Consider the following 12,207-nt stretch of genomic DNA (forward strand, 5'->3'; position numbering starts at 1 on the left):
GCCGGGGAGTTATGAACGCCATCGACCGCAAGCCACCGATCCTCGTCATCACCGTCCGGGGCAGTACCGAGCCCGCCAGCGGGTCACGCCTGCTGACACCCATTGCCCGCGCGATCAGCCACCGGTACGCCGGGGAGGTGCAAATCCACAGCCTGCCTTACCCGGCGACGTTCGAAAGCTTCACCGCGACCTACCCGGCACGCATCGACCTCGGACAGAGCCCGACGATCGGCGTGCGCAACCTGGTGTCGCTGCTCAACGACGAAGCGACCTCCCGATCGCAGCGACGCATCGTGCTGCTCGGCTGGTCCCAAGGCGCCCAAGTGATCACCGACGCACTCGTGCCGCATGCGGCGCGGTACGCCGGGACCGACGCACCCGACCTCGACCCCACAGCCGTCGACCAGATCGCCGCAATTGCGTTGTTCGGCAACCCGACCTTCACGGCAGGCGAACCCCACAACGCAGGCAATCCCACCCCCGGCGTCAGTGGAGTCATCCCCCGCCAACCCGGCATGCTTGCAGGACACGCGGACACAATCCGTGACTACTGCGCCCGAGGAGACATCTCGGCGCAAAACGCGCCGGGGTCAGATGTCGAGGGACACGTGGCGTACTTCCACAACGGCATGCCGGACCGGGCAGCCGAATTCGTCCTCAGCCGCCTCTTGAGAACGACGATCATGGGTGGCGCTTGACCGCCCACCGGCGGGCCGGACGTGCACATGGACGCTCGGGCTGCCCGGATACATTGCCACGAGGACCGATCAGGAAGGATCGCTAACGTGACCGTGCAGATCGAGCTGCTCGTCGTGCCGGATTGCCCGAACGAGGCCGCCGCCACGGAACTGATCCAGGCCGCGGTGAGGAGCACGGGCGTGTCAGCGAACATCGCCCGCACAATCATCACCAACGACGAGGAAGCGAACGAGCGCGGTTTCACCGGTTCGCCGACCATCCTGCTCAACGGTGCTGATCCTTTCGCCGAGGCCGACGCGCGCATCGCGCTGGCTTGTCGGCTCTACAGCACCCCCACCGGGCTACGAACAGCGCCTGACCTCACCGAACTATGCCGAGCGCTCCAACGAGCAGCCCATTCCTGAACGGCCGCCACGCAACCCTTGTGCGGACGTCTACACGACCCCGGCACGGCAGCCTTTCTCGTCGCTTGTATCCAGTACCTGAGTACAGGTTTATCGTCGGAGAATGAACGCAGCAGGACAGTTACCGGTGGACCCGGTGTGGGCACCTGCCGATGCGTGCACGTTGCCGACCGCGCAGCGACCACTGCGGGTCGCGGAGTTTGACGACCTGTTCGCGAGATCGCTGCGCGACGTCGAGCAGCTCCGCCCAACGCTGGCCCGGCTCTTCCTGGAAGGCGACCGGGACCTACCCGCGCAGATGCGGGACCTGATCGCCCGCGAGGCGTCCTGCTGCGCGTTCTTCAACTTCACCGCCACGTCGACAACGCCCCTGGCGCGCACATGACACGTGTCGTGCTCGACGTTGAGGTGCCTGCGGAACGGGCCGATGTGCTTTCCGGGTTGGTCGATCGTGCCCGCGCCCGAGCCACCCCAGGACGGGCTTAGGCCTGGCCGGGGCAGGCGCCCACCTTCGCGCCGGGCAGGTTGCACGCCAGGCGGGCGTCAACAGGGAGACGCTGCGGTATTACGAGCGCCGTGGTCTGCTCGCCGGGCCCGACCGTAGCCCCGGCGGACACCGCGTATACACCGACGAGGCCGTCACGACCCTGCGCATCATCAAGGCAGCGCAACGGCTCGGGTTCCGCTTGGAGGAGATCGCCGACCTGATCGACGTAAGCCGTCACCGGCACGGTCACCGACCAGACCCCGGTCTACAGGCCAGGGCGACGGCCAAACTCACCGAGATCGCTGCCCGCATCAACGACCTTCAGGCGATCCGGGCCAACCTCACCGGCGCGGTCAGCGCCGGATGCGACGACCTAACAACGTGCGCACGCACTGACTACTGTCCGATCCCTTTCGTGGACATCACCGCGCCCGCACCAGCCGATGGCGCGCGATAGCCCGACCCTGCGAAACCGTCACCTGCTCGGCGCCGGAGCCGCCGCGACGGTGGCCTCGGTCACCTTCGCCGGCATCGTGTTCGCACTGGTCGTCGGCATCACGGTCGCGTCTCTGCTCATCACCTACAGGCAACGCGCTGGTGCCAGCACGCCATGCGCGTCGGTCTCCCGCATGCAGTCCGTGGAGGTCGAATGCTCGACTGGGCGGACAGGCGCATCCTGACCTCGGTTGAGAAGATGCCCCTATGACCGTCGTTCGTTCCCTGGCCCTGTTCGTGCTGGCCGCCATCGCCGAGATCGGCGGAGCGTGGCTGGTCTGGCAAGGAGTACGTGAGCACCGCGGCTGGATCTGGATCGGCGCTGGCATCGCAGCCCTCGGTGCCTACGGCTTTGTTGCCACCCTCCAACCCGATTCCAACTTCGGACGCATCCTCGCCGCATACGGCGGCATCTTCGTCGCGGGATCACTGGCCTGGGGAATAATCGCCGACGGCTACCGACCCGATCGGTGGAACGTTACAGGTGCTCTCGTCTGCCTCATCGGCGTAGCGCTCATCATGTCCGCCCCGCGAGGCAACTGACACCTCGACTAATCTGGCACAAAACCACCGCGAAGCAACTCCCTCCGCACATCGATCGATGGAACCCGGGGAAGTCGTACGACCCCCTCGCCACTGAAGACCCTGGTGTCCTGCGCTACATCCCCGTGAGGAGCGCGGCGCTTCCAAGGAACATCACTGCCGATGACGAGCCGCCATCTGAAGGAAAACGGCAAGAACTGGCATCTGATGGGATGAAACGGGGTCGCGAACATGTTGAGCTGGCTCCCATCTCATGGTCCACGTGGACGGCCTTGGTGCCTTGAGAGATTGGCCTGCGCGTGGGTGCGAGTTGCGCTATAGATCCTGACCGGCCCATGGCTTCCACCGATCCGGCCACTGCGAGATCACCACACGGAGCCGTCCAGTGCGGCCAATTTGTCGGCCAAGAGCTTCTGACGTCCCTCTGCGGACCGCACGTACCGCAATGCTGCCTGCGCTGTGGAGTCGCCAAGGAACAACTGGACATCTGCCACGGTCCCGCCTTGCTGTGCCAGCAATGTGGCGCCTGTTGCCCGCAGATCATGGAAGCGCAGGGTTGGGCACCCCGCGGCCGACCTAGCTGCATACCAGCCGTTCCGCGCTCGCTGCTTGGCGGCTTGCTCGGGTGTCTCGGCGGGCTTTGGGGGAACGTTGCCGTAGAACGTTACCGGGGCAAGGTGTCCTCCGTTCTTCCCTGGAAATAGGAGTCCGTTCTGCCCGGTGACGGATGCTCTCATGTGCTTTTTGAGCGCCGGCAGAACGTTCGGCGGGATGATCTGGTCGCGGATACCCGCGTCGGACTTGGGAGATTTGACGCCGACGCCCTCGACCTTGCTGCGCGTCACCGAGCGACTGACCTGAATCACCTCCGCGACGAGGTTGATGTCGCCGCGCCGTAACTCCGTTATCTCGCTGTAGCGAAGGCCGGCCCAGCAACCAAGCAGCAGAATCAGCTCCCACTCGGGGCGAATAGTCATCAGCATCACTTTGAATTGCGCGCTGGTGGCCACTTGGGTTCGCTTCCGCACTGGTGAGGTGCCGCCTCCACGCACGGCGAATGGATTGACTCTCCCGACCAATGGGCCATGAGCCGATGTAGCGGTGTTCAGCACAGCACGCGCCAGAGAGTACGCGTGCGCTTTCGTGGTCTCTCCGGTAACTCCATTGAGCTTCTTACGCAGAGGGGTGAAGGCGTCATACCAAATGTTCACTTGTGCCGGGGTGATCTCGTCCAGCAGGAGGTAACCGAACGTAGGCTCCAGGTAGTCGGCCAGCAACTGGTGGTAGTGGTCTCGGGTCCGAGGTGCCAACGACTTGCCCGACTTGTTCTTTCGCGAGTCAATCCATGCGGACGCGTACTCCCCGAAGGTAGGGGAGTGGTTCAAATCTGCTGCCATCTCCTCCTGTCTTCGCTGCGCCGGGCTGGTCCAGGTGCTGGTGCTGATCAGTCTGCGTTCTGCTGCTAGCCAGGCCTCGGCGTCGAGGGTTGTCTCGAAGGTGTGATTGGCACGGTGCCGGACTGGCGTGACCGTGCCGGAGGCAGAAATCTTTGTACGGCCATCAGGGTCGTTGTACCACGCGGTGTAGCGGCCGGAACGCTCCTGGTTGATACGGCCGAACGCGCGCTTGCGAGCCTTCCTGGCAGTCCGTGGCATGGTCCCTCCTGAGTGGATTTTGCACTACTTGTGCACTACTTCGGTGGACAACAGAGGCAACATTCGTCACCACCTGTCCACGTCAGAGTTCTGCATCGCCGCAGGTCAGAAGCATTTTACCCGGTAATTGCACGTGCAGCAGAAATCCGAAGTTGAGTGGTTCGATCCCAGTATCGTCCACCAGCTCGAAGCAACCCCGGTTCGCGTATGCGGCCGGGGCTCTTCATTCCCGTAGCGCACAGGACCACGCACCTGGGCCACGGCGATGTCTCGCCCACTGCCATATCGTCGGCGTCGTACCCGCACCCAAGAGGAAGTAGAGCCGCCGTGCCCAAGGCCGAGCAGTGGCTGTCCGAACGGCGTAGATCAGCATCCGCGCTGATCGGCGCCGTGGTGGTCGGCGCCGTGCTGTATGTCGTCAACCAGCAGCACGAGCTCATGGCGGACGCTGACGTCGCGGTGTTCGCGTTGTTGGTGTACCTGCTGGGCTACCTCGGTGCCACCGTGTGGGCGTTCGGCACGGCGACCGACGAGCAGATCCATGGCTGGGCCCACCGGGACAGCCGCGGCACGCTGCTGCAGCGTTATCTGCTCGGCACTGCCCCCGGGCCCGGTGCATCACTGTTCATCGCGAGCATCGCATTGGTCGTGGCGGTGCTCTGGCTGCCCGAGCACGCGCCGCCGGCGCTACAGGGTCAGACCCGCGTGCTGTTGGCGGTGCTGCTCGTCGCGGTCGCCTGGTTCTGCGTGCTGGTCTCCTTCGCGGTGACCTTCCATGCCGACAACATCGTCGAGGACTCAAAGGCCCTGGACTTCCCCGACGAGACGCACAAGACCTGGTCGGACTACATGTATTTCGCGATATCGGTGATGACCACGTTCGGCACCACCGACGTCAATGTGCAGTCGGCCGATATGCGCAAGACCGTGTCGTTCAACGCGATCATCGCGTTCATCTTCAACACCGTCACGGTAGCCACCCTCGTGTCGGCGATCACCTGACGACACCGGTCTGATACAAAACTGCTCTACCGTCCCAAACGACGAAAAGCGAGGCGTACCAATGGATATCACCGACATCATCCTGGCGCAGCACGACGAGCAGCGGCGCAGCTTCGCGGCCCTGGAGGAGTGGCCGCGTGACGACGTCGAAGGTCTCGAGGCCGTATGGCGCAGGCTCGCGATCCTGCTGGAGAACCACGCAGAGGCGGAGGAGCGCTACTTCTTCCCCGAGCTGCTCAAGCTGGGCACGGGGGCCGCCGACGCGCCCGACGCCGAGGAGGAGACCGACGACGCGATCGGCGACCACAACAACATCCGCAAGGCGATCCGCGCCGCCGACGAGGCCACGGTCGGGTCGGACGAGTGGTGGCAGGCGGTCACTGACTGCAACGTCTACAACAGCCGCCACATGGGCGAGGAGGAGCGCCAGGACCTCGCCGACTTCCGGCAGCAGGCGAGCCTGCAACTGCGCCACGACATCGCCGTGCAGTTCCTGCGGTTCGAGGCGCTGCACGCGTCGGGCGGGATCACCCCGAAGGACAAGGACCCGGAGGACTACGTCGAGAAGCACGCGAGCGACGGTCCGGTCGACCCGAGCAAGACTTCACGCGGCACGCAGCGCGACTCGGTGCAGTCAAGCGAGGACGTCTGACTTGCGGGTCGCCGGCTCCAGGTCGAAGTCGGTCCAGGCGACCTTGCGGGTACGCCGCCAGTAGTCCACCGTCATACCCGGCCAGTTGTTGGTATGGCGGCCGCTCGCGGTGCGATACCAACTCGTGCACCCCCGGTCCCACACCGTATGACGGGACAACCGCTGCATCTGCTCCGACGATGCCCGCAGCGCCTCTGCCCGGACATCGAACGATCGAGCCCCGTCGCGCTGCATTCCGGCGAGTAGGTCCAGCACGTAACGGAATTGGGCCTCGAGCATGAACACGATCGAGCTGTGTCCGAGGTTGGTGTTCGGGCCGTAGAGCAAGCAGAGGTTCGGAAATCCGGCCACCGTGATCCCGAGGTGCGCCTCCGCGCCGTCGGCCCACGCCTCGTCCAGCCGCCGGCCTCCGACCCCGGTCACCTGCATCGGGGTCAGGAAGTCGGTGGCCCGGAAACCGGTAGCGAGCACCACCACGTCCGCCGGGTGATGCTCGCCGTCCGCGGTGATGATGCCGCGCGGTGTCAGCCGTTCGATCGGGGCGGTGATCAGGTCGACGTTGGGCCGGGTGAGCGCCGGGTAGAAATCGTTGGAGATCAGGATCCGTTTGCAGCCGATCGTCGTCTTCGGGATCAGCGCGCGTCGCAACTCCTTGTCCTTCACGCTCCCGTAGAGATGCATCCGGAAGCGCACATCGACGACCTTCAGCAGCTGCGGCACCCGGGTGAACGGCAGCGCACGCGACTCCAGTTGCAGATAGGTCAACCAGCGAGATGCCTTGAGCAGAGCGGGAATTCGCTCGAAGACGCGCTTTGCCGTCTCGGAGTAGGCGTAGTCCGGTTTGCGTATGACGTGGGCCGCTTCGCGTTGGAACAGCCGCAGCCGGCCCACGCGCTCAGCGATAGACGGCACGATCTGGATCGACGACGCACCGGTGCCGATCACCGCGACGTGCTTACCGTCGAGCGCCACCTCCTCGGGCCAGTGAGCCGAGTGGAACAGCTCGCCGGTGAAGTCGTCCAGCCCGGCGATCGCCGGCACCGACGGCGCGCTCAACTGACCGCACGCCGGGATCAGCACGTCTGCGCGGTGCGTGCTGCCGTCGGACAGTTCCAAATCCCACTGCGCCGCGCCCTCGTCGTAAGTCGCCGAAAGGACCTCGGTCCGCAAGCGGATCTGGTCGCGGACGGCATACTTGTCGACACAATGCCGCAAGTAGGCGTGGATCTCATCCTGTTCGGCGAACCGCCGCGTCCAGCGTGGATTGGGTTCGAACGAAAAGGAATACAGATGTGACGGCACGTCGCAGGCTGCGCCCGGGTAGCTGTTCTCCCGCCATACGCCGCCGACGTCGTCACCCTTCTCGAAGACCTGGACGTCGTCATAACCGGACTGCTTCAGCCGGATCGCCATACCGATCCCGCCGAAGCCGGCGCCGATGATCGCGATGGACGGGCGCTGTGACGCAGCTCTCATGACGGCACCGTAACTTGTCTGGCACCGGCGACGGTGATTCGTCCCACGGCGCGGGCAAGTGTGTGGATGCCGGGGCGTGCCTGCGGCGTTTTGCCGGCAGCGATCCGATGCAGTTGCACGTTGTGCCAGGCGAGTTCGTTGTAGCCGTCGAGCGGGCTGAAACCCAGTCGCCGAGGACTCGCGGGCAGCCGCACCGACTCGCCGGCCAGGACACGCCGGGGGAAGTCGGGTGCGAAAGCGAGCGGACGCCCCACTCCGATGACGTCGACCGTGCCGTCCTCGATCACTTCGTTCATGTAGTCGGGAGAGCGCATTCCGCCGGTCAGCATCAACGGCACGTCACTCGCGGCGCGGACCTGCGCGGCGAACTCGTGGAAGTAGCCCTCCCGCCGCTTCACCGCCCTGGCGACACCGGTCATTGCCGGCTGCTCGTAACCGCCGCCGCTGATTTCCAGCAGGTCGACCCCGACCTCTCCGAGAGCCACAGCGACATCGGCCGCCTCGTCGCTGCTGAATCCACCGCGTACGAAGTCGGTCGAGTTGAGCTTGACCCCTACCGGTATGGCGCGCCCGACTTCGGCACGCACGGCATCCACGACCTCGAGCAGCAGCCGGCGGCGCCGCTGCGCGTCGCCGCCCCACTCGTCGTCGCGCTTGTTGGCCTGCGGCGACAAGAACTGCGACAGCAGGTAGCCGTGTGCGGCGTGCACCTGCACACCGGTGAAGCCGCCGTCGATCGCGAGCCTAGCGGTCCGGCGGAAACGCTCGATGACCTCCTGAATCTCGGTGCCGCTCAACGCCCGTGGCTGTCGCAGGTTGTATCCGGGGACCGTGCTGCGCAGCGCACTCGGTGCGACGGGACGCTTGTCGAATGGTGCGACCGCGACTTTGCCGGGGTGGTTGATCTGTGCCCAGAAGTGCGCGCCGCACGCGGTGGCAGCACCCGTCCAGGCACGCACGTCGTCGAGGTGGCGGTCGTCGTCGAGGATTACGTTGCCCGGCTCGGTCAGGGCGCGGCGATCGATCATCATGTTGCCGCTGAGCAGGAGGCCGGCGCCGCTGTGGCCCCACACGCCGTACAACCGGCGCAGCTTGTCGGTGGGGCCGCCGTCGCGAGCGGCGAGCTGCTCGCTCATCGCCGCCTTGGCGATGCGGTTGGGCAGTTGCGCACCGCAGGGGAGGGTCAGTGGCTGGGTAATGGCGAGATCGGTCATTTCAGAGCACTCTCGGGGTCAGGTGAAGGGCGGGAAACAGCGGACTGAGCGGTCGGACAGGGATCGGCGGGCTGCCGGCAGTCAGGTCGACGCGGTGCAACCGTGCGTCGACCAAATCGCCGAGGCCCATCAGGTGCAGCGGATCACGGTCGGAACCTTGAACTTTCAGATCGAGGTCGACTCGCCGGGTGGAAATCGGGTGTTCACCAGGGGTGAAGGCGAGCACACGGGGCAGCGCCGCGCCTATCAGTCCGGAGACGTTGCGGTGCGGCCGACCGAGGAACGGAGGAGCGTCGGCGATTTCCTCGCCGAGGGTTCCGACCAGGTCCAGCAACGGCGCGCCGCGGCGTCGCGCATGGGACTCGATGCGGTCCCCCTCGATCGACCAGTCAATCTCACCCAGCTTCTTGGGATAGCCCAGGAGTTCGCGGCCGAGGATGAGGGGGACGTCGTCGTCGAGGATCATCCACGGGCAGTGAATCCCGGTGCCGCGCAATGTTTTGATGTGCACGAACAGGCCCGCCTCGTGATAAACCGACCCATAGGTGCACTCCGGGAACCAGGCGCAGAACAGGTCCGCGCGCGCCGGCTCCGCGAGTCTGATGCCAGGTGGCAGCCAGGGCTGCATCTTCACCGGGTCGACCTTGACGGTCGCGGCGAGATAGTGCGCGTCGCGGTAGAGCTTCCCGCGCAGCGGAGCGATCCTGAGCAGAGCGCGCACTCGCTCCCGAGTGGTGGTGACCGCGCTCATCGCATGCTCCCGTAGACACGGCGCAGCATCGGGTTGAGCACCGACCGCGGTGCGTGCGAGCCGCTCACGTCCTGCACCTTCGCCATGACACCGGGTACGACTCGCCGTCGGCGCTGCGCCATACCCTCGACTGCCGCCTCGGCCGCCTGCTCTGCGTCCACCCAGGCGAATGACGGCAGCAGCTTCTCGATGCGCCCCAGCCCGGACACCTCAGCGAACTCGGTGCGCACCGGTCCGGGGGCCAGCAGGGTCGAGGTGACGCCGGTGCCGGCGAGCTCGCCGTGCAAGGACTCGGCGAGCGTGTTGGCGAACGCCTTGGTCGCCGCGTAGGTCGTGTTGCACGGGCTCGGCTGGTTGCCGGCTGTCGATCCGGTGATCAGCACGGCGCCCGCGCCCCGCTCCACCAGCTGCGGCAGGAGGGCCACCACCAGATCGTGAACCGCAACCACATTGACCTGCACCTGCTCGCGCTCGCGATCCGCGTCCAGGTCGGAAAGCGAGCCGTACGTGGCGAATCCGGCGTTCAGACACAGCACGCTGATGTCGACCGACCGGAGGTTGTCGATCACCTTGCCGCGGTCCTCGGCGTCGGCCAGGTCGGCGGCCATCACTTCAACGGTGACGCCGTGTCGAGTGGCCAGGTGGTCTGCCAGGGTGCGGAGTCGATCCTCGCGCCGGGCGATGAGCACGAGCGAGTGTCCTCGCTTGGCCAGTGATGTCGCCAATGCCTCGCCGATGCCCGATGACGCGCCGGTGACAACGGCCCGTGCCGCCGGCGACGGGCCCGGTATGCCGGATGCGGCAACCTTCCGGCGTGGCCGTCTTGACTCTCCAGCGATCAGCGGAAGGGCTCGAAGTCCCGTGCGTAGCAAGCGAATCCGACCGAGAATCTCGGCTGAGCCGGCGAGGATGCTGGATCGAGCGCCGAGGTAGCGCGCGGCGAGGTCGGACAACGGCTCGGTGTAGCGAGGCTGCGCCTGAATCGCTTCGGTGATGCACGCGGCGCCGTGAGAGATGATCTTGCCAGCGCCCGATCTGGGGGCGACCAAACCCCACACGTAGAGGTTGGCGTAGCGGGGGACCAGGACATGCTCGATCAGCAGTGGCTGACCGTCCTCCCACACGAAGATGTCCTCGTTGAGCAGCGGAAACCGGGTGCGGAACCCGGTAGCCCACACAACGGTGTCGTAGTCGCTGCTGGATCCGTCGACGAAATGCACTGTGTTGCCATCGAATCGGTCCACTTCCGGGCGTGGTTTCACCTTGCCGTGTTGCAGCGCATACATTAGCGAGGAGTTGACGGTGACGTCCTTGGTGAAGAGTTTGTGGTCCGGCTGCTGCAACCCGTAGCGGCGGTAGTCGCCATACGACGTGCGCAGCAACCACTTGGCCGCAATCCGATTGACCGACAACGGAACCCAGACCTGGTCGAACTCCGACGCCGGGATCCCGAAGAACGTCTTGGGGATGAACCAGTAGCCGCGACGCAGCGAGATGTCGCAGCTGCCGAAGGTCGCCGATGCCTCGACGGCGAGATCACTGGCCGAGTTGCCGCCACCGACCACGAGCACCCGTCCACCGTCTCCGTAGTCGGCCGGCCGCTTGTAGTCCTTGGAGTGCAGCTGCTTCCCGGTGAACTCGCCCGGATACTGCGGCAGATTACGTTCGAAGTAGTGCCCGTTGGCGACTGCCACCGCGCGGTAGTGCCGGACCGAGCCGTCGGCGAATTCGACATGCCAGCCGTCCAGTCCGCGCGCGTCGACCGGTCGCACATCGATGACCTCGGCGTTCAGCTCGAGGTGCTCTCGCAGTCCGAAGTGGTCCACGTATGACTCGAGATACGCCAGCATCTGCGCCGCACTCGGGAACGTCGGATAGTCGCGCGGCATCGGCCACTCGGGATATTGGGTGGAGCGCTTGGAACTGATCAGATGCGTCGAGTCGTAGACGCCATGCGACCAGTTGCCGCCGATGCGGCCGGTTGCCTCCACCTGGTCGTAGGCCACACCGGCGCGCTTCAGCGCGGCCGCCAGCCCGTTGCCGGCGTAGCCGGCACCGATCACGCATACCCGGTCACTGCGGTCATCGATCATGGTCCGCCTCATCGTTTAAGACACTGTTGTCTAAAACAAACCCTAAAAGACACAAGTGTCTTAATCAAGACCCGGTTGGCCGGTTAGGGTCTGGCCATGGCGACAGTCGAGCAGTCGGATCGCGGCGCGTCCGGCAAGAAGGGGCGGGTGCGCCGTCCCTACGCGGCGCGCATGCCGATCGACGAGCGCCGCACCCAATTACTCGACGTGACCTTGCAGATCATCGCCGAGCGGGGCATTGGCGGCGTGACGATCGACGCAGTGTCCAAGGTGGCGGATATCTCGCGCAGCGTGATCTACCGGATCTTCGACGATGCCGACGACATCCTTTGGGAGTTGCTGGATCGTGAGGAGGAGTACGCCCGCGGCCGGATCGCGCAGATCGTCCCGCTCGACTCGACCGATCCGCAGGTGTGGCTGGATGCCACGCAACGACTCTTCGAGGAGATGGCGGCCGAGCCGATCCGCTGGAAGGCCTTCCTGCTGCCCCCGGGCGGCAACCCAGGCCCTGCCGAGGAGCGACTCGAAGCATGGAACGCCGAGATGGCGGTGACGCTGAGTGCCGTTCTGCGCAAAGGGATCCCGGGCAAGGACATCGACCATGAACTCATCGCCCAGTCCTTGGTCTCGTTGATGCTCGACGGTGCGCGACGGGTGCTGGGGGATCCGAAGACCTACCCACCAAAGCGCGTGGTCGACGCGATGCGCCAAGTGCTCGCGCGGCTCACCGGCTGAT

At 65.5% G+C, this 12,207-nt stretch carries 13 protein-coding genes; 8 read left to right on the forward strand and 5 right to left on the reverse strand.

The genetic code is table 11. The features are described from left to right. Positions 1–11 precede the first annotated feature (11 nt). The 5 genes from N2M23_RS13860 (at position 12) to N2M23_RS13880 (ending at position 2,628) form a co-directional block, all read left to right on the forward strand. The gene (locus tag N2M23_RS13860; protein WP_171157495.1) at positions 12–698 is read left to right on the forward strand and encodes a cutinase family protein; all 687 of its coding nucleotides are present in this window, start codon (positions 12–14) and stop codon (positions 696–698) included. 87 nt (positions 699–785) lie between these two features. After that, positions 786–1,103 (forward strand): thioredoxin domain-containing protein, encoded by a 318-nt coding sequence (locus tag N2M23_RS13865; protein WP_265446243.1) that lies wholly within the window; start codon positions 786–788, stop codon positions 1,101–1,103. A 103-nt stretch (positions 1,104–1,206) separates the two neighbouring features. Then, positions 1,207–1,488, forward strand: coding sequence for a hypothetical protein (locus N2M23_RS13870; RefSeq protein ID WP_212756100.1), 282 nt, complete (start codon positions 1,207–1,209; stop codon positions 1,486–1,488). A gap of 172 nt (positions 1,489–1,660) precedes the next feature. Continuing rightward, on the forward strand, positions 1,661–2,047 hold the full coding sequence (locus N2M23_RS21140; RefSeq protein ID WP_425270250.1) for a MerR family DNA-binding protein: 387 nt from the start codon (positions 1,661–1,663) through the stop codon (positions 2,045–2,047). 245 nt (positions 2,048–2,292) lie between these two features. Beyond that, positions 2,293–2,628, forward strand: coding sequence for a YnfA family protein (locus N2M23_RS13880; protein WP_171157497.1), 336 nt, complete (start codon positions 2,293–2,295; stop codon positions 2,626–2,628). Positions 2,629–2,993: 365 nt separating this feature from the next. Here the strand turns inward: N2M23_RS13880 and N2M23_RS13885 are convergent, their stop codons facing one another. After that, a complete protein-coding gene (locus N2M23_RS13885) occupies positions 2,994–4,283 on the reverse strand; it encodes a tyrosine-type recombinase/integrase (protein ID WP_171157499.1) in 1,290 nt (429 codons plus the stop codon). A gap of 327 nt (positions 4,284–4,610) precedes the next feature. On the opposite strand from N2M23_RS13885, the gene N2M23_RS13890 reads away from it, so the two are divergent. Both N2M23_RS13890 and N2M23_RS13895 read left to right on the forward strand, forming a co-directional pair. Then, positions 4,611–5,285, forward strand: a complete 675-nt coding sequence (locus tag N2M23_RS13890; protein WP_265446247.1) for a DUF1345 domain-containing protein — start codon at positions 4,611–4,613, stop codon at positions 5,283–5,285. 61 nt (positions 5,286–5,346) lie between these two features. Continuing rightward, positions 5,347–5,937 carry a hemerythrin domain-containing protein gene (locus N2M23_RS13895; protein WP_265446249.1) on the forward strand — a complete coding sequence of 197 codons (591 nt, stop codon included), beginning with the start codon at positions 5,347–5,349 and terminating at the stop codon, positions 5,935–5,937. Here N2M23_RS13895 and N2M23_RS13900 read toward each other — a convergent pair. The 4 genes from N2M23_RS13900 to N2M23_RS20770 are packed head-to-tail and all read right to left on the reverse strand — an operon-like array spanning position 5,920 to position 11,471. Continuing rightward, positions 5,920–7,413, reverse strand: coding sequence for a flavin-containing monooxygenase (locus N2M23_RS13900; protein ID WP_265446251.1), 1,494 nt, complete (start codon positions 7,411–7,413; stop codon positions 5,920–5,922). The two genes, N2M23_RS13895 and N2M23_RS13900, sit on opposite strands and share 18 nt — an antisense overlap. After that, positions 7,410–8,627 (reverse strand): NADH:flavin oxidoreductase/NADH oxidase family protein, encoded by a 1,218-nt coding sequence (locus tag N2M23_RS13905; protein ID WP_265446253.1) that lies wholly within the window; start codon positions 8,625–8,627, stop codon positions 7,410–7,412. Before N2M23_RS13905 ends, N2M23_RS13900 begins: the two co-directional genes overlap by 4 nt. Position 8,628: 1 nt before the next feature. Then, a complete protein-coding gene (locus N2M23_RS13910) occupies positions 8,629–9,378 on the reverse strand; it encodes an acetoacetate decarboxylase family protein (RefSeq protein ID WP_265446254.1) in 750 nt (249 codons plus the stop codon). Further along, the gene (locus tag N2M23_RS20770; protein ID WP_279672265.1) at positions 9,375–11,471 is read right to left on the reverse strand and encodes an SDR family NAD(P)-dependent oxidoreductase; all 2,097 of its coding nucleotides are present in this window, start codon (positions 11,469–11,471) and stop codon (positions 9,375–9,377) included. Before N2M23_RS20770 ends, N2M23_RS13910 begins: the two co-directional genes overlap by 4 nt. A 96-nt stretch (positions 11,472–11,567) precedes the next feature. On the opposite strand from N2M23_RS20770, the gene N2M23_RS13925 reads away from it, so the two are divergent. After that, positions 11,568–12,206, forward strand: a complete 639-nt coding sequence (locus N2M23_RS13925; protein WP_265446255.1) for a TetR/AcrR family transcriptional regulator — start codon at positions 11,568–11,570, stop codon at positions 12,204–12,206. Position 12,207 lies beyond the last annotated feature (1 nt).

Source organism: Flexivirga meconopsidis (assembly GCF_026162425.1).
GTDB lineage: Bacteria > Actinomycetota > Actinomycetes > Actinomycetales > Dermatophilaceae > Flexivirga > Flexivirga meconopsidis.